General features: G+C 38.9%; 16 protein-coding genes. 1 reads left to right on the top strand and 15 read right to left on the bottom strand.

All coding sequences use genetic code 11. From position 1 onward, the window contains the following. Positions 1–20 precede the first annotated feature (20 nt). From MHI22_RS18760 to MHI22_RS18700, 13 genes are all read right to left on the bottom strand, one after another. Positions 21–1,559: an acyl-CoA carboxylase subunit beta gene (locus MHI22_RS18760; protein WP_058843613.1), complete on the bottom strand. Its 1,539-nt coding sequence runs from the start codon at positions 1,557–1,559 to the stop codon at positions 21–23. Positions 1,560–1,611: 52 nt separating this feature from the next. Next, positions 1,612–2,394: an enoyl-CoA hydratase gene (locus MHI22_RS18755; protein WP_340812527.1), complete on the bottom strand. Its 783-nt coding sequence runs from the start codon at positions 2,392–2,394 to the stop codon at positions 1,612–1,614. Further along, on the bottom strand, positions 2,391–3,308 hold the full coding sequence (locus tag MHI22_RS18750) for a hydroxymethylglutaryl-CoA lyase (protein WP_036117483.1): 918 nt from the start codon (positions 3,306–3,308) through the stop codon (positions 2,391–2,393). The genes MHI22_RS18755 and MHI22_RS18750 overlap by 4 nt, the downstream gene beginning before the upstream one ends. 15 nt (positions 3,309–3,323) lie before the next feature. Next, entirely contained in the window at positions 3,324–3,536 is a 213-nt protein-coding gene (locus MHI22_RS18745) for an acetyl-CoA carboxylase biotin carboxyl carrier protein subunit (RefSeq protein WP_004225532.1), read from the bottom strand. A 65-nt stretch (positions 3,537–3,601) separates the two neighbouring features. Beyond that, on the bottom strand, positions 3,602–4,960 hold the full coding sequence (locus MHI22_RS18740) for an acetyl-CoA carboxylase biotin carboxylase subunit (protein ID WP_036117487.1): 1,359 nt from the start codon (positions 4,958–4,960) through the stop codon (positions 3,602–3,604). A gap of 15 nt (positions 4,961–4,975) precedes the next feature. Further along, positions 4,976–6,610 (bottom strand): AMP-binding protein, encoded by a 1,635-nt coding sequence (locus tag MHI22_RS18735; protein WP_036117488.1) that lies wholly within the window; start codon positions 6,608–6,610, stop codon positions 4,976–4,978. Positions 6,611–6,793: 183 nt separating this feature from the next. Then, a complete protein-coding gene (locus tag MHI22_RS18730; RefSeq protein ID WP_036117490.1) occupies positions 6,794–7,936 on the bottom strand; it encodes an acyl-CoA dehydrogenase in 1,143 nt (380 codons plus the stop codon). A 120-nt stretch (positions 7,937–8,056) separates the two neighbouring features. Next, positions 8,057–8,674, bottom strand: a complete 618-nt coding sequence (locus MHI22_RS18725; protein ID WP_036117492.1) for a TetR/AcrR family transcriptional regulator — start codon at positions 8,672–8,674, stop codon at positions 8,057–8,059. A 307-nt stretch (positions 8,675–8,981) separates the two neighbouring features. Next, positions 8,982–10,034 carry a YkvI family membrane protein gene (locus MHI22_RS18720; protein ID WP_101966474.1) on the bottom strand — a complete coding sequence of 351 codons (1,053 nt, stop codon included), beginning with the start codon at positions 10,032–10,034 and terminating at the stop codon, positions 8,982–8,984. Between the two features lie 39 nt (positions 10,035–10,073). Further along, positions 10,074–11,180 carry an o-succinylbenzoate synthase gene (gene menC / locus MHI22_RS18715; RefSeq protein WP_101966475.1) on the bottom strand — a complete coding sequence of 369 codons (1,107 nt, stop codon included), beginning with the start codon at positions 11,178–11,180 and terminating at the stop codon, positions 10,074–10,076. A 1-nt stretch (position 11,181) separates the two neighbouring features. Further along, on the bottom strand, positions 11,182–11,994 hold the full coding sequence (locus MHI22_RS18710; protein ID WP_036117498.1) for a GNAT family N-acetyltransferase: 813 nt from the start codon (positions 11,992–11,994) through the stop codon (positions 11,182–11,184). A 22-nt stretch (positions 11,995–12,016) separates the two neighbouring features. Then, positions 12,017–13,132, bottom strand: a complete 1,116-nt coding sequence (locus MHI22_RS18705) for a M20 peptidase aminoacylase family protein (RefSeq protein ID WP_058843608.1) — start codon at positions 13,130–13,132, stop codon at positions 12,017–12,019. Positions 13,133–13,137: 5 nt separating this feature from the next. Then, positions 13,138–14,007, bottom strand: coding sequence for a MurR/RpiR family transcriptional regulator (locus tag MHI22_RS18700; RefSeq protein WP_036117502.1), 870 nt, complete (start codon positions 14,005–14,007; stop codon positions 13,138–13,140). 248 nt (positions 14,008–14,255) lie between these two features. Here MHI22_RS18700 and MHI22_RS18695 point away from each other — a divergent pair, with 248 nt between their 5' ends. Next, positions 14,256–16,445 carry a DNA topoisomerase III gene (locus MHI22_RS18695; RefSeq protein ID WP_101966477.1) on the top strand — a complete coding sequence of 730 codons (2,190 nt, stop codon included), beginning with the start codon at positions 14,256–14,258 and terminating at the stop codon, positions 16,443–16,445. Positions 16,446–16,680: 235 nt separating this feature from the next. Here MHI22_RS18695 and MHI22_RS18690 read toward each other — a convergent pair whose 3' ends face one another. Both MHI22_RS18690 and MHI22_RS18685 read right to left on the bottom strand, forming a co-directional pair. After that, entirely contained in the window at positions 16,681–17,751 is a 1,071-nt protein-coding gene (locus tag MHI22_RS18690; protein WP_340812526.1) for a glycosyltransferase family 2 protein, read from the bottom strand. Between the two features lie 157 nt (positions 17,752–17,908). Continuing rightward, positions 17,909–18,661: a hypothetical protein gene (locus MHI22_RS18685; RefSeq protein WP_036117511.1), complete on the bottom strand. Its 753-nt coding sequence runs from the start codon at positions 18,659–18,661 to the stop codon at positions 17,909–17,911. Between the last annotated feature and the right edge of the window lies 1 nt (position 18,662).

The raw sequence follows: 18,662 nt of genomic DNA, 5'->3' as shown, positions 1-18,662 counted from the left end.
CAGCCTTTCAATAAGTATGTTTATACTGGGTTTACCCCATGCTTACGTTGTGAGAATAATAAGTATTTGGACATATAAAGCTCTAAGCGATTTTCTAACACCTTGCGTAACTCATTCGGCTCAATGACATCATCGATGATTAGCTCTGATGCTAATCGATACACGTCAATTTCCTCTTGGTATTCTTTACGTTTCTCAGCAATGAAGCTTGCTTGCTCTTCTTTTGGAAGCTCTGCAATTTTATTGGCATAAACAGCATTCACAGCAGCCTCTGGTCCCATTACGGCAATTTGTGCATTTGACAAAGCAATACAGCAATCTGGTTCAAAGGCAGGTCCTGCCATGGCATATAGACCTGCACCATACGCTTTACGCACAATGACCGTTAGCTTAGGAACAGTTGCCTCACTCATGGCAAAAATCATTTTCGCACCATGACGGATGATTCCTGCTTTTTCTACCTGAGTACCAATCATAAAGCCAGGAACGTCTGCTAAGAATAACAGCGGAATATTGAATGCATCACAAAGTGAAATGAACTTCGCTGCTTTATCAGCAGAATCGTGGAATAGCACGCCTCCCTTGACACGAGGTTGGTTAGCGATGATCCCAACGGATTGCCCATTAATACGTGCAAGACCTGTAATTAATTCTGGTGCAAATAATTTTTTGATTTCACAAAATGAATCTTCATCGATAATACGTTCAATTAATTTATACATATCAAAAGGAACATTTTGGTTTTGTGGAATTAATTCTTCAATAGATTTATCAAATGAAGCAGGTGGTTTAGGTGCCTCTATCTTACTGCGCTCAGCATAGTTATTCGGGAAGTAACCTAAATATTTACGAGCATACGTAATAGCCTCCTGTTCTGTTTTGACAAGCACATCTCCACAGCCTGATACAGAACAGTGCATTTTTGCGCCACCCATTGTCTCTAAATCTACTTTCTCCCCAATAACCATTTCCGCCATCCGAGGTGATCCTAAATACATAGAAGCATTTCCTTCTACCATGACAACGATATCGCAAAATGCAGGTATATAAGCACCACCTGCTGCGGAAGGACCAAATAATAAGCAAATTTGCGGAACTTTCCCTGACAGCTTGACTTGGTTGTAGAAAATACGTCCTGCTCCTCTGCGTCCTGGGAACATTTCTAACTGATCTGTAATACGCGCACCTGCTGAATCGACTAAATATAGTAATGGGCAATTCAGCTTTTCAGCTGTTTCCTGAATACGAATCATTTTTTCAACTGTGCGTTTTCCCCAAGAGCCCGCTTTAATAGTAGAATCATTAGCTAGCACACATACCGTGCGACCATGAATTTTACCTATACCTGTGACAACACCATCAGCTGGTAAATCCCCTGCTAAACAGTTTGCATAGAGGCCATCCTCTGATTGAAGACCATCATCTAGTAATAGTTCAAGACGTTCACGTACAAATAGCTTGCCTTGTTGTGCATTTTTATCATGATATTTTGGTAAACCACCTGTTAAAATTTTGTCCTTCATTGTAGGTGGCGTATTTTCTGTCGAGATATTGCTCATGTTTATTTCCTCCCTTTGCCCAATCAATTACACCAAAATCATTTTTAGCGCTTTATTTCCCTGAATATTGTGGCGCTCGCTTCTCTTGGAATGCTAACAAGCCCTCTAATCGGTCTTCTGTTGGGATCAGTGCACTATATGCTAGTGATTCAATTTTTAACCCGGTAGCTAAATCTACCTCAACACCCTGATTGATTGCGACTTTAGCTTGCACTAGAGAGAGTGGTGCATTTTTTGCCATTTCTAGCGCAAGTTGTTGTGCCTTTTCCATTACCTCATGTTCCTCATAAACATACTCAACAATGCCATAATCTTTGGCTTCCGCCGCACTCAACCTACGTGCTGTATAAATTAATTCCTTTGCTTTGCCAAGGCCAATTAGTCGTGGAAGTCGTTGTGTTCCTCCAGCACCTGGGATAATACCGAGTGATGTTTCTGTTAAACCAAGCTTTGCATGTGTAGCGGCAATACGTAGATCACAAGCTAATGCCAGCTCCAATCCACCGCCAAATGCCACCCCATTTAGTACAGCAATGACAGGCTGAGCAAGTGTCTCAACTTTTGCCACAGTCGCACCAATCAACTGTACGATTCGCTTCACTTGTCGATCAGCCATTCCTTTACGTTCTTTTAAATCTGCTCCTGCACAAAATGCCTTTTCTCCTGCACCTGTCAGTAGGACAACACGCACTGCTGGATCTCCATTGATTTGATCGAGCATGTCGGACAGCTCACGAAGTAACTGAACAGACATAGCATTTGCAGCTTCTGATCTTGTTAGGGTAATCAGTCCAATGCTGCCCTCTAGTAATTCCAAACGAACAAGTTGTGTCATCGTTGGTTTGCACTCCTTTCATTACGGACAATAGCCATTTGCTTCGATGCAACCGCTTTGCCTAATTTCTCTTCAATAAAGAGTGCTGCCTCTAGCACTTTCTGTCGATCTATTCCTGTTTCAATGCCCATCTCATCGAATAAATATAATAAATCCTCTGTAGCTACATTCCCTGAAGCTCCTTTAGCATATGGACAGCCCCCTAATCCGCCAAGCGCACTATCAAACTTGGTCATACCCATCTCTAAGGATTTCATAATATTGGCTAGTGCTGTCCCACGTGTGTCATGAAAATGCATGGCAAAATTTTCAGCATCGTATCTTTTTAATAACGCCTCTAAAAGATACTCAACCTGCGTTGGCACGCCAACACCAATTGTGTCACCAAGCGATATTTCAGCCACACCCATTTCCAATAATTTATCTGTTACACGTAGTACTTTGTCAGGATGTATATACCCCTCATATGGACAGCCAATAACCGTTGAGATATACCCTCGAACTTTTTTCTTTGCAGCCTTAGCCCCTATTACTACTTCCTCTAATATAGGAAATGTATCGTCAATGGTTTTATTAATATTGCTTTGATTATGACTTTCACTAGCAGACATAAAAATACTTACTTCGTCTACTTCAGCCTGTAATGCACGTTCTAAGCCACGCATATTAGGTACAAGCGCTGCATAAGTAATATCCTTCTGCCGTTTAATAGCTTGAAGAACCTCAACAGCATCTGCCAATTGAGGTATCCATTTCGGATGAACAAATGAAGTCACTTCAATGTAAGTTAGTCCTGTTTGGCTCAATAAATTCACTAATTGTATTTTATCAACAGTTGTAATATGCGTTTTTTCGTTTTGTAAACCGTCACGGGGACCAACTTCTTTGATCATGACATGCTTAGGTAGCTGCATTAAAGAAGCCTCCTCTTATTCAATTTCTAAAATATCATCATCAACGTTAATGAAGTCTCCCTCATTGGCAATGATCTTCGTTACCACGCCATCCTCTTCTGCTGCAATCGGAATTTCCATTTTCATCGATTCTAAAATAGCTACATCTTGGCCTGCCGTCACTTTCTCTCCTTCTGTTACGACGATTTTCCACACTGTACCTGCCATACTTGCTTTTACTGTTGCCATTATCCTTCACTCCTAATTTTAGTCATACATTCGCCCTTCAAAGAAGCACGAATGTATGAAAGTTGTTATTTTGTTTCTGCTAATTGCGGTAAATAATATTGCTCTACAAATTTAGTCGTTGTATTCCCTTTTAAAAATTGTTCATGTGTAACGGTTTTTAACAGCATCGGAATATTCGTTTGAATACCCTCCACTTTATACGCTTTCAGTGCTTGAATTAATCTCTCACAGGCAATTTCCCTTGTTTCTCCCCACACCACCAATTTACTAATCATTGGATCATAGAATGGTGTAACTGCTGAACCTGTCTCTACACCACATTCATGTCGAACCCCTTCGCCTGTTGGTAATTCAAGAACCGTAATGGTACCTGGAGAAGGGAAAAATGTGGAGGGATTCTCTGCGTATATACGCACTTCAATCGCATGCCCATCTTTAGCAATACTTTCCCTAGTAAATGAAAGAGGTAGTTTTGCCGCAATTTTTAATTGCTCTTCTACTAAATCAAGCTTTGTAATTTCCTCTGTGACTGGATGCTCTACCTGTAATCTTGTATTCATTTCTAAGAAGTAAAAGTTTTGATCTTTATCCACCAAATACTCGATCGTTCCAGCATTGACGTATCCAATGTGTCTCACAGCCTTCACTGAAGCCTCTAGCATCTTATCTCTTGTCTCTTGTGAAATGAACGGTGATGGGGCTTCTTCCACCACTTTTTGATTTCTTCGTTGAATAGAGCATTCCCGTTCAAATAACGGAACTATATTGCCTTGGTGATCGGCAATTATTTGCACTTCCACATGGTGAGGATTAGCGATAAAACGCTCCATATACATCGTGCCATCACCGAAAAATGATTGCGCACGCTTTTGATTTCCCTCAAATGCTTTAGCCAGCTCCTCAGCATTGTCAACTAGCTGCATCCCAATACCACCACCGCCAGCAGATGCTTTTAACATAATTGGATAACCTAAACGTTCAGCGATTTCAGTAGCTTCTGCAACATCCTTCACAGGAGCCTCTACTCCTTCTACAATAGGCACGCCAGCAGCTTTCATTGTTTTACGTGCCTCTAATTTACTGCCCATTGACGCAATGACTTCCGCACTTGGTCCGATAAAGACTAAACCCGCCTCTGTACAACGTTTCGCAAAATTCACATTCTCCGATAGTAAACCATAGCCTGGATGAACAGCCTCTGCGCCACTCTCTTTTGCAATTTCAAGAATGCGGTCAATGTTTAAATAGCTTTGTGCAACGGGTGGCTTCCCTACACAATAAGCTTCATCCGCATCTTTTACATGTAAGCTATCAACATCTGCCTCTGAGTAAATAGCAACCGTATGAATATTTAGACGCTTGCATGTTCTGATTACCCGTCTAGCAATCTCCCCACGATTTGCAATTAATACCTTGTTGAACATAGTCACTGCCCCTCCTTACTTTACGGTCATAACAAAATCTTCTCGTAATTTATATTTTTGAACTTTTCCAGATGCAGTCATAGGATAGTTATCGATAAAGAAAATATGTCGCGGAATTTTATGTCTAGAAATTTTGTCCCTACAATAATCTCGAATTTCTTCCTCTGTTGCCTGTTCGCCATCTTTTAAAATGATCCAAGCTGCCGCCTCTTCTCCATATACAGGGTCAGGGACACCAGCAACCTGTACGTCTGAAATTTTCGGATGCGTGTAAAGAAACTCCTCAATCTCCCTCGGATATAAATTTTCGCCTCCACGAATAATCATATCTTTCAACCGTCCAGTTACACGGATATAGCCCGCTTCATCCATCGTTGCTAAATCTCCAGTATGCAGCCAGCCAGCCTCATCAATAGCAAGCTCTGTTTCCTCTTGGTTTTTATAGTAGCCCTTCATGACATGGTAGCCTCTTGTACATAGCTCCCCTTGTTCATTTGTTGGGGCCTCCTCAGTCGTACCAGGAACAACAATTTTCACTTCTAAATTTGGTAACGCACGACCAACCGTTTCCACTTTTAATGTTAACGGGTCATCCGTTCTAGTTTGTGTAATAACTGGTGATGATTCCGTTTGGCCATAGCAGATTGTAATATCTTTCATGCCCATTTTCTCTATGACTGCTTTCATGACCTCAATTGGGCAGTTTGAACCCGCCATTACTCCTGTCCGTAAAGTTGACAGATCGAAAGACGCAAAATTCGGTAAATTAAGTTCGCTAATGAACATCGTTGGCACGCCATGTAATGCTGTACATCGTTCTTGCTGAACGGTCCTTAGTACTTCTTCAGGTGAAAATTCTTGTACTGGTACCATCGTGCCGCCACTCGTTGTAATGGCTAATGTCCCTATGACACAACCAAAGCAGTGGAAAAATGGCACTGGGATACATAAACGATCTTCTGCAGTTAACTGCATACATTCTGCAATGTTGACTGCATTATTGACTAAATTAAAATGCGTTAACATCACACCTTTAGGAAAGCCTGTTGTACCAGATGTATATTGAATATTAATGACATCATCATAATGAAGAGATTGCTCTCTTTGATCTAGCTGTTCCTCGGTTACTTGCTCAGCAGCAGTCAAAACATCTGACCAATTGAGTACACCTGGATATTTGGTTTCGCCGATTAAAATAACATTTTTTAATAAAGGTAGTCGCTTTGATTGCAAATTACCTGGTTCACAATGTTCAAGCTCTGGACATAACTCTTGCAGTGTATGAATAAAAGAATGGTCTCGATAATTTTCAACTAAAAAAATCGTTTTGGCATCAGATTGTTTTAATAGATACTCCAACTCGCTTGCACGATAATTGGTATTTACCGTAACGATAGGAGCACCCATCTTCCCCGTACCAAATTGAAGCTGCACCCACTCAGGCACATTTGTTGTCCATACTGCGATATGGTCACCTTTTTCAATTCCTAAAGCCATTAAACCTCTCGCCACGAGTCGTGCTTGACGATTTAGCTGCTCATAAGTCATGCGTAAACCCCTATCAGCATAGACCAACGCTTCGTTTTGCGGATACTTTTTAGATTGTTCATCTAGCAACTGACCAATGGTTTGATACACAAGCTCTGCCATGAAGATCCCCCTTATTCATGCTATTTAACTTCTTTCAGCAGAAGTCTCCCACCTTTATAGATGGTGAGATGAGTGCTGATTTAAGCTACTGTTCAGCGGGTGTCACGGAATCGGAAAGGACTGCTTTGTGCAAGCACAAAGCCAATTCCGGACACAATTATGCCAAGGCATAATTGATTATGATTAACAGCCAATTAGACGAGAAATGACGAGACGTTGAATTTCAGATGTTCCTTCACCGATTTCCATTAACTTAATGTCACGTAAATGGCGTTCTACATCGTATTCCTTCATATACCCAGAGCCACCATGAATTTGGATAGCTTGATTACATGTACGGAAACCCATTTCAGAAGCAAATAGTTTAGCCATCGCCGCTTCTTTGCCAAATGGTTTCTTGTGATCTTTTAGCCATGCCGCTTTATGTACTAATGTACGAGCAAGCTCTATTTCCATCGCCATATCGGCTAATTTAAATTGGATCGCCTGTAGCTTCGAAATAGGTGCACCAAATTGTTCACGCTCCTGCGCAAACTTCAATGCTTTTTCATAGGCAGCCTGTGCAATCCCCACAGATAGCGCGGCAATAGAAATACGCCCACCATCTAGTGTGTTTAAAAACTGGCTAAAGCCTCGTTTTTCATCCCCTAATAGATTTGCTCTAGGGACACGAACATTTTGCAACACAATTTCACATGTATTGGAGCCACGTACACCCATTTTGTCATAATTACAGTTAATCGTTACACCTGGTGTGTTTGTTGGCACAATAATAGAGGAAATAATTTTTTTACCATCTTCACGTTTACCCGTTACTGCAGTTACAATAATTTGTCGAGCGTACCCTGCATTGGTAATCCAGCATTTTTCTCCGTTAATAACATAGTCATCGCCATCAATAACGGCTGTAGTACGTGTGCCACCAGCATCTGAACCTGCATTAGGCTCTGTTAAACCGAATGATCCTAATGTCTCACCTTTTGCTAATGGAACTAGCCATTCCTGCTTTTGTTCCTCTGTGCCGAAGTTGTAAATTGGTGAAGCTCCTAAGCTAACAGCAGCTGCATAGCTTAGTCCTGTCCCCCCACATGCACGACCAATTTCCTCAACAGCTAAAGCATAGGACACCGTATCTCCACCTGAGCCGCCATATTCTTCAGGAAATGGGATACCCAATAAGCCTAGTTCTGCCATCTTCTTAAAGCTCTCTATTCTCATTGTTGATGTCTCATCAACCTCACGAGCATACGGTTTAATCTCTTTTTCAGCAAAATCTCGCACCATGTCACGAATCATCTCTTGCTCTTTTGTTAATTCAAAATTCATCCCTAATCCCCCTAATGTCAAATTTGCCATAATAGATGGAATTCAATGATCGTCACTTACAGATAAATACCGACTAGTCGGTTTGTAAAAACAAATAATAAAACCAGTGTTTCCTACTGGCTACCCCTTTATCATAAATTGTTTAGCTTCATCCATTGCTTGTTCCGTCACAATAGCACGCAATACCATATCAGTAAAAACATCTGTGATTTGCTCCATTGTTAATGGCCCCGATTGCTTAAACCATTTGTATGTCCAGTTAATCATCCCGACAATTGCCATCGTGACAATCGTACAAGGTAATTCTGTACGAAAAACCTTTGCTTCCTGGCCCTCTGCTATTACTTTTTGCAAGATGTCTCGATAGTGATCTCGTTTTTTATGAATAATATCACTATATTCATCTGAGAGTGAACGACTCTCTTCATAAAAAATCGTAATATGTGCTTGATACATATCGAACACTTGTGTCAGCGTTTGCAGCATGGCACATAGACGTTTAATAGGTGTATCGTATTTGTCATATGCATCCTGTGATTGTTGAATAACATATGAAATAAAGACATCATGAATTTCATATAACAGTTCATCTTTTGATTTAAAATTATGATAAAATCCACCCTTTGATGCCCCAATATAATCCACAATGCGATCCACCGTTACATTGTGATAACCATCTTGCTGAAACAATTCAACTGAAGCTTCTACAATTCTTTGTTTTAACGTTTTCTTTACCATAAGCACCTATCATCCTTCATCTAGCTCTATACTCCATCACTCCTTATAATCAGGAAAAACTACTCAAATCCATAGATTATTCTATTTTTTCCTAATTATAAAAATACTATGACAACATAAATATAGCATTCTCAAAATTTGGTGTCTAGCAACAAATAGCCTTTTTCTATAATTTCGAGCATAACGTTTACTTAAAACAGCATTCAACGATTTCACGAACACAAATTAACTGTATGATGTACATTTTGTTTTCATTACAAAATACAAAAAAATTCCCCTCGTTTTAACACAAGGGAAAAATTCCTCTTTATAAAACTTTCGGTAGTTTACGTAGCCATGAAATAATAACAGCAATAATTAACGCAAAACCTAAGTAGCCCATTGTTGAATAGACTTTACCAACCAATGTAGTAAATCCTACTAAACTTGCAGCAAAACCTATTAATCCAATAACTACAATACCCACTTTAAAATATTTATGGTCTGGTGCAATAAAACGAACTGTAAATGAATAGAACATCCCCACCGCAGTATTGTACATCATGCCTAATAAAGCGATGGACATTAAGACTCCTACTATAGGGTGAATTTGTTTTGCTAATTCTAATGTTGGCATTGCTACTCCATCGACAACATTTATTTTAGAAAACATTGCTATATTGATGAGTACGATTAAAATACCTAGCATTATACCGCCAAGTAGTCCACCTCTACCAGCAACTTTGCGATCTGTTACTGTTCCACCCATCACAATTAACATGGCTGCACCCGCAGCGATATTATAGGAGACATAAAGTAGCGCTCCCATTAGCCAATTGGACGCTGCAGACGGTTGTGCTTTTGCTAAAGTATTTTGCTCTGCAATGGATAAGTCCATTGTAAAAATAGAATAAATCAAAATAATAAAAATTATACCCATTAAATAAGGAGTCACCAATGCTATCAAATTAATAATATTATTAACATTTAATAGTAATGTTAGTATGGTTATAACGACCATAAAAATACTGCCGACCATTGGATTGATGCCAAACATTTGATGAAATGTCGAGCCTGATCCAGCAAACATGACAACAGCGACACCAAATAAGAAAAACGTGATGACGATATCTAAAATAATACCAACATATCGTCCACCAATATGATAGATAACCTCTTTATGTGATGTTGTTTGTAGATCGGTCCCTAATTGCGCTAAACTCATCCCTAAAAATGCAAAAGCAATTGTGGCGACAATGGCACCTATAATACTGTACAAACCAAAGCTTGTAAAATACTGCATAATTTCCTGACCCGATGCAAACCCTGCTCCAACAATTAAGCCTACAAATGCTCCACCTATCTGCCAACTTTTTTTCATAGAACACCTACTATTCTAATATTTGAAACTGAAGCCTATTTATTGATATGTTTTCTGTGCGACTGTTAAGGAATTAACCGTTTCCCTATTTATTTCATAACCTATTCCTACTTGCTGTGGTACTTCAATATAACCACCTTTTACAACTACTTCTGGTTCAATAATATCCTTTTCCCAATAACGATTTGATCCAGCAGTATCTCCCGGCAATATAAAATTCGATAATGTTGTTAAGGCTACATTGTGTGCACGACCAATACCAGACTCCAACATGCCTCCGCACCATACAGGGATGTTATGGGCCTCACAATAATCATGTATTTTTTTTGCTTCTGTTAAGCCACCTACACGACCAATTTTTATATTAATAATTTTTGTGCTCCCTAACTCGACAGCCTTCCGTGCATCTTCTAACGAATGGATACTTTCGTCCAAACAAATTGGCGTTTCAAGTAATTTTTGCAATGAAGCATGATCGATAATGTCATCTGAAGCAAGTGGTTGCTCAATCATTGTTAACTGAAATGCATCAAGTTGTTTCAATGTTTCTGCATCTTCTAGACGGTAGGCTGAATTTGCATCAGCCATAAAGGCTACATCAGGAAATATTTCCCTTAATGTACGCATAACCTCTACATCCCAGCCTGGTTTTATTTTAATTTTCATGCGTTTATAGCCTTCCTTTACATAGCCGTCAACTAACGCAACTAACTCCTCGATTGAATTTTGTATTCCAATACTAATACCTACTTCAATTTCATCCTTTTTACCACCAAGTGCTGCTGCTAGGGATTGGCCAGTTTGCTGCGCATATATATCCCAAATAGCTCCTTCAATCGTTGATTTTGCCATATTGTTTTTGCGAATTGGCTCAAATAATTGGCTCACTTCATCTGGGTGATGAATCTCTTTATTTAAAATAAGAGGAATTAGGAAATCTTCGAGCATATGCCAGTTTGTTTGAAGTGTTTCTTCATTGTACCAAGGTGAATGAAAAGCAACCGATTCTCCCCAACCAATTAACCCGGATTCATCTTTAGCCTCAAGGACTAAAAAGTCTCTCTCTTCAAACGTGCCAAAGCTTGTTGTAAACGGTGCTTTTAACTTCATCTTCAATTGTCGTATTGTGATTTCTGACATTTTCATATTAATTTACCCCTTCCAAATTTAAAGCTGCTTTTTTCACTAAAACATATTCGTTAAAGTATTCTTGTTGTTGCAATAGAATAGCGGTATAGCCTGCTGAAAATAGCTGCTTTAGTATATTTCTTGTTTTGAAACGCCAATCCAATGCTAAGCTAGGATTTTGTACTTTTAAAGCTTGAAAGTCCTTAGGTACAGGTAGCGTATAAAAATCTTCAGTAAATTTTAAATTTTCAGTTATTTTTAAGCATAATAAACCTTGCTTTGTAAGTTCACAGCTTGCCACAGGTATTGCATTTGCTACTTCTATTACAGTATTGTTCACCACATAATCTGAAGTTAAATGCCAGCTTACCTCAAATCGATCAGAAGGAAGCCCTTTATTTAAGCCATCCTGCATTTCACCGTAGCAATTTTCAATATAGGTATAACAAATACCTTTTAATTTAGATAGATTAAGATAAGCATTCCGGGTTTCAAGGGGGTCAAATGTCCACACCATTAAATCATAGCCTCGATCAATAGCAATTGCTCGCTGTTTGTACTTTAACTTTTCACCTATGCCAAGGGATCGATATTTTTCATCAATCCCTAACATATGAGAGCATAGATAGCTTTTGCCTTGTCGAAAACCCGAAAAACCATAACTAAAACCAACTAATTTATCTTCTTGATAGGCTCCTACAACGATGCCCCCATTTTTCACTGCTGTAAGCGTTTGGTGGAGAGGAATAGCAGGCATTCCCCACACATCAAACTCTAATTGCTGAACTTGCTCAAGTTGTTCTATTGTTTTGATTTCCCTAATATCTATCATACCTATCTCTTCTTTCTATTCTTTATAATGCTCTCAAAATAGCTTTTGTCATAATATTTACACCTATTAAAAGCCGATCTTGATTAAAGGTCATTTGAGGATGATGTAAGCCTGGAGTAACCCCGCAACCTAATCCAAGCATTGTTGCTTTAAGCTTTGGACGTTCATAGGTATAAAAATGAAAATCCTCCCCTCCTGGTGTCACAATTGGTGAAGCACAAGCCTTTTCTCCAACTACATCAATAATAGCTGCCTTCATATGCTGTAAGGCTTCATCATTCACTACCGCTGCTACTATATGGGCATCTACCTGTAAAAATATCTTGGCTCCATACATCGCTTCAACAGATGCTTTTACACGCTCCACGCCCTCTGTGATTACTTGCATCACTTCATTTGTTTGAGCTCGTGCATCAATACTAAAAGTTGCTTTACCAGGGATGATATTTGTAGAGGTGCCTCCTGCATTAAATTGTGTCATTTTGACAGAGGCAGAGATATTTGGATCCGTCCAAATTTTTTGAAGACCTTCGACAATAGCTGCTCCGACTTCAATTGCATTAATGGCAAGTTCTGGTCGTGCGCCATGTGCCTCCTCCCCAATAATGGTCCCTGTAAAAAGCTTTGCTGCTCCATGATACAATGCAGGCGCATACGCCCCATCCTGTAATTCCTTTAATGGTCGAACATGAACACCGAATAAATATTCTAAATCATCCATAATACCTTTTTCGACAAATGCCCGCGCTCCTTGGGCCTTTTCCTCAGCAGGTTGAAATAGAATGCGTACAGCACCTGAAAGTAGATGCTCCATATCCTTTAACAGCAATGCAGTCCCAATAGCTATCGTCATATGACCATCATGTCCACAAGAATGGTTAGCTTGAAAGACACCATTAACCTCCTGCCAAAGCGCATCTATATCCGTGCGAAACCCTACTTTAGGTATTCCATTACCAATATCAACATAAAGCCCTGTCATATCTTCAAAAAGATGCGGCTCCATTTGGGCTTCTCTCAATAAATTTGCTATATATTGTGTTGTATTATGTTCTTGCCAGCTAACTTCTGGATGTTCATGTAAATGTCTAAAAATATCTGCAAGACGTGGCTGTAACTCTTGTAAAACTTGGTTCATAGTAGTCAACTCCATCGGTTTGCTAAAAAGCTATTTTCGAAATCATCATATTTTACGCGCTGATTTTCATAGTAGTCATGATTTTGTGCAGTCATTCCTGCTATTAGAGTATTTAAAAATGCTATAAGTGCTGGCATAGCATCTATTGTGGACACTTCTTGTTGTTGTTCGTTCACAAAGGTAATGGTTGCATATTGGGTAATAGGTGCAATTTGTGAATCCGTAATGCCGATAATTTCGCATTTTTTTTCTTGTATTTCAGCTGCAAATTGGATCGGTTCTTTAAAGTAACGGTGGAACGATAAAATAATAACTACGCTATCCTCATCAATCTCTTGGATTGCACGTATGACCTCACTTGTCTCAAAATTTAACAGTACAACATTTGGTCGCAAAAGATTTAGTGTAAAGTGGAACCATTGTGCAGCTAAATGAGAGGAGCCAATCCCTGCAATATATATTTTTTTCTTCTCATGGAGCAATACTGAAGCTCGATTAAAATCTTCCTCATCAATGTTTTTAGCCATATATAAAATGCGAGATGCATCCTTTTCCATAGTCTTTACATAAAAACGTGGATTTTCAAAAAAAGCCTGCTTAGATTGCAAATAATTTTGTAAACTACTTTCATTTCCTTTATTAAATAAATGCATTGTCACCTGACGTTGCAATTGTGCATAACCAGATAAGCCTAATGCGTAACAAAAGCGAATAACTGTCGTTTCACTTACGCCAGCCTTTTCCCCTACATATGAAGCGGAGTGAACTCCTACTATCTGTAAATTTTTTAATATGAATGTAGCTACCTTTTGCTGACTTTTGGACAACTCTTGATATTTCTCCTGAATCATTTGCTGAATTGTTTGATTCCCCATAAAAGAAGTGCATCCTTTTTTTATTAATATTTGAAGTCTTCGCTTCATTTTATGTACACTAGCCTAGCACATTTATTTTCTGAATTCAATGTTTTTTCTGAAATTTCTATTTTCAGTACTGTAACAACTCCAAGTCTGACATGTTTACTCTTTTCATCGACATTTAGCAAATTTCGCTACAGTTCAACTGCCAACCCACTCAACCTATGCTATATTTAAAACCATGGAACTATGAAAGGGTGTTAACAATGGCAAAGAGCGTAGTAATCGCTGAAAAACCTTCTGTAGCACGTGACATTGCACGTGTACTGAAGTGTAATAAAAAGGGAAATGGTTTCCTTGAAGGAGATAAGTATATCGTTACTTGGGCGCTTGGACATCTTGTCACACTAGCTGACCCTGAAAGTTATGATGTGAAATATAAAACGTGGAATCTTGAAGATTTACCAATGCTACCTGAACGCTTAAAATTAACAGTTATCAAACAAACTGGGAAACAATTTAATGCGGTCAAAAGTCAGCTTACACGCAATGATGTAAACGAAATTATCATTGCAACAGATGCTGGACGTGAGGGTGAATTAGTAGCTCGCTGGATACTCGATAAGGTGAAGATCAAAAAGCCACTAAAACGCTTATGGATTTCCTCTGTAACAGATAAGGCAATAAAAGATGGCTTTGCTAATCTAAAGCCAGGCAAAGCCTATGATAATCTTTATGCCTCTGCTGTAGCTCGTTCTGAGGCAGATTGGTATATCGGGCTCAATGCTACTCGTGCTTTAACTACCCGCTTTAACGCACAGCTGAACTGTGGACGTGTACAAACACCAACTGTAGCAATAATTGCGACGCGCGAAGATGAAATTAAAAACTTTAAAGCACAAACTTATTATGGGATTGAAGCACAAACAACGGACAACTTGAAGCTCACTTGGCAAGACCAAAATGGTAATAGTCGTAGCTTTGATAAAGAAAAAATAGATACGTTGGTAAGAAAACTAGGAAATAGCCATGCCATCGTCGCTGACATTGAAAAAAAACCTAAAAAAACATTTGCTCCAGGTCTCTATGATTTAACTGAATTACAGCGTGATGCCAATAAAATCTTTGGCTACTCAGCGAAAGAAACATTGAATATTATGCAAAAGCTATATGAGCAACATAAAGTGTTAACTTATCCACGTACGGATTCTCGCTTTATTTCTCAAGACATTGTAGCCACAATACCTGAACGCTTAAAGGCTTGTGGTATAGGTGAATATCGCTCCATCGCCAACAAACTGCTTACTAAACCAATCAAGCCAACAAAAGCCTTTGTCGATGATAGCAAGGTATCTGATCACCACGCGATTATTCCAACAGAGGGCTATGTGAATTATTCTGCTTTCTCGGATAAAGAACGTAAAATTTATGATCTAGTTGTAAAGCGTTTCCTAGCTGTGCTACTGCCAGCTTTTGAATATGAACAGCTAACACTTCGTGCAAAAATTGGCGAAGAAAGTTTTATTGCTCGTGGAAAAACGATTTTATTAGCTGGCTGGAAGGAAGTGTATGAACATCGCTTCGAGGATGAGGACACATCAGATGATGTAAAGGAACAAATACTTCCCCGTATTGATAAAGGAGATATTTTAAAAATAAAACTTCTTGCTCAAACATCTGGTCAAACAAAGCCACCTGCTCATTTTAATGAAGCCACTTTGTTATCAGCCATGGAAAACCCAGCAAAATATATGGCAACGAGTGATAAAAAATTAGCCGACACATTAAAATCTACGGGTGGTCTTGGTACAGTGGCAACACGTGCTGACATTATTGATAAGCTTTTTAATTCTTTCTTAATTGAAAAGCGTGGTGGCAAGGATATTTATATTACCTCTAAAGGTCGTCAACTACTCGACTTAGTGCCAGAGGAATTAAAATCACCTGCGCTCACAGCAGATTGGGAGCAAAAACTTGAGCTTATTGCAAAGGGCAAGCTAAAAAAGGATGTATTTATTAGCGAGATGAAAAATTATACGAAGGAAATTGTTACGGACATTAAAGGTAGTGACAAAAAGTATAAGCATGATAATATCTCTACTAAATCCTGCCCAGATTGTGGTAAACCGATGCTCGAGGTGAATGGCAAAAAAGGAAAAATGCTTGTTTGCCAAGATCGTGAATGTGGTCATCGTAAAAATGTCTCACGTACTACAAATGCACGCTGTCCTCAATGCCATAAAAAATTAGAGCTTCGTGGAGAAGGCGATGGTCAAATTTTTGTGTGTAAATGTGGTTATCGTGAAAAATTATCGGCCTTTGAGGCAAGACGGAAAAAAGAAGGCGGAGGCAAGGTTGATAAACGCTCCGTACAAAAGTATTTAAAACAACAAAAAGATGAAGAGCCTGTAAACAACGCCCTTGCTGAAGCATTGAAAGGGTTAAAGCTTGATTAATGAACAAGAGCAAATTCACATTTAGTGTGAATTTGCTCTTTTCTTATGCATACTCATTCCATCTAAACATATCTTGAATTGACTGAATATTCTATCTTAAAGGAGGTTTTTAATGGAGGCAAAAAATTTTAGACCACGTAATGTGATTTTTATGACGATTGTTGTTGGTGTATCTGTATTAATTGGCCAAGCTATTTATGTCCTGTTTATTGATGTACCTTTCCAATAAAAGGCTTTATATCCCTAATTGATTGCGTAAGTATTTTTCGTTATCCTTTATTTCTGGATGGTTTGGTTTCCATTTTTGTGCCTCTAGATTATGCTGATAGGCATTTTCAAATAACCGTAGCTCCCTATATAACAGACTTAATTGTAAATGAGGAAGCCATGTGGAGTAACAACGTTTTTGGATCGTCATTGAATAGACAGGAGCTTGTTGCAAGGCTTGAGAATACCAGTAAATAGCCTCTTTATGTTTTGATTGCTCCATAAAAAATTGGCCCATACGGCAACATGCTTCTGGCTTTGGTCGATCATATAAGAAGGATTGCAAAATAGCTTGCTGTGCTTGTTGATCATCGTGTAGTCGACGATAGCACTCCCCTACATGTAAACAAGCCTCAATACGATCTTCTGTAGTACCTATATCGCTATCCAAAAATAGATGATATTGATTAATCGCCTCCACATAACGTTGATGCTGTTTCAATTCATTCGCATAATAAAATATGTCTCTTGCTGAAAGCGAATGCCCCTCCCTTATTAACCCCTCATAAATACGAATAGGACGATGAATATCTTTTTTTACTGGTAAGTGCGTGACAGCGATATCACTATGATAGAGCTGACCAGATACCTTTAAATTTTCATGGACAGCTCCCTCCCATTGAAAATGATTCGCTCTTTTTACAAGACGATACTTTCGTTCACTACACTCCACTACGCCATCCTGATCAAGCGTTAGGTAATAATCCATCGTTACAGCATCAACAGATGGATATAAAGAGTGCTTTAGTTGACTCAACTTGTGCTGGTCTTCCTGTGTCATGACGTCATCTGCATCGAGCCATAAAATATAATCCTTTGTTGCCTGTTGAAAGGAGAAATTTCGTGCCTTGGCAAAATGATCACACCAGGGAAAATCGTAAATTCGAGAGGTATAACTTTGGACAATATCCTTCGTACGATCAGTCGATCCTGTATCAATGATATTAATCTCATCCACTATATGCTGAACCGAATCTAAGCATCTTTCAATCGTACATTGTGCGTTTCTAACAATCATACATAAACTAATCGTTAACATCTGTCCCCTCCTTTTCATAAAGTAATATATGCTAATGCCACATTTTATCGAAACGATTTTATAAATTTCTTACCCATCTTTATGATTTATCATATAAAAACAAAAACGAACGTGTGTCCACGTTCGTTTTTGTTCTGGCTTTTGAATACCAGTTGAATTAAGTTAAATATTGCTCACGCCATGTTAACTGTTCTTTGTCTGTAAGCTGTTGCTCTAAATGATGATCCCATTGATTAAGTAATGTATTCCACACTCGTACAAAGAGTAGATCCTGCTCCCTATCATAAAGAACAAATTCTAAACATGGACTATCATTAATTTGTTGGGCTTCTGTTTGAACAATTTTTGAGATGATTTTTTGGGAGTTCTCTTCCCCCTCTGCGTTCACTTCTTGTAATGCAGCTATCACTAGCGACTCCTCAAACTGCTCCTGTTGTTCAGCCTCTTTATCGATATAACGGTATAGCTCTGGTAATTCATCATATTCATCATTATTTGTATCAATTGTGAGAAATGATTGGTGGCAGGGGCTAAAGTAAAGTGTAGATGTTTCTACTTCTAACTCCTCTTCAAAAATCCCCCGTTCTAGCTGCTGTTGCCCTTTTTCAGTTAGCCTATAAAACTGTTCCTCGCTCTTTACAAGATTTACGCGAATCATTAAAGAAACTAAGTCATCAATAAATAGCGGGTCGACCAGTAATAGCTCACTCAATTCCTGGGCACTTCCAAAATCAGCCTCCTGAATACTTAACAGTAACATAGTCATTAAAACATCCATTGTTGAACGCCTAACTGGCTCATAGGTCACACTGACCGTTCGAATAGGAATACACCATTCAGCGGTTTTGACAATCTTTATATTGCGATTTTGTTGAAGTTCACGCATTAGTCGTTGTTGTAATTTTGACACT

The sequence above is a fragment of the Lysinibacillus sp. FSL L8-0312 genome (genome assembly GCF_038003285.1).
GTDB classification, from domain to species: Bacteria; Bacillota; Bacilli; order Bacillales_A; family Planococcaceae; genus Lysinibacillus; species Lysinibacillus fusiformis_D.
This window is presented reverse-complemented; position numbering and strand designations above follow the sequence as displayed.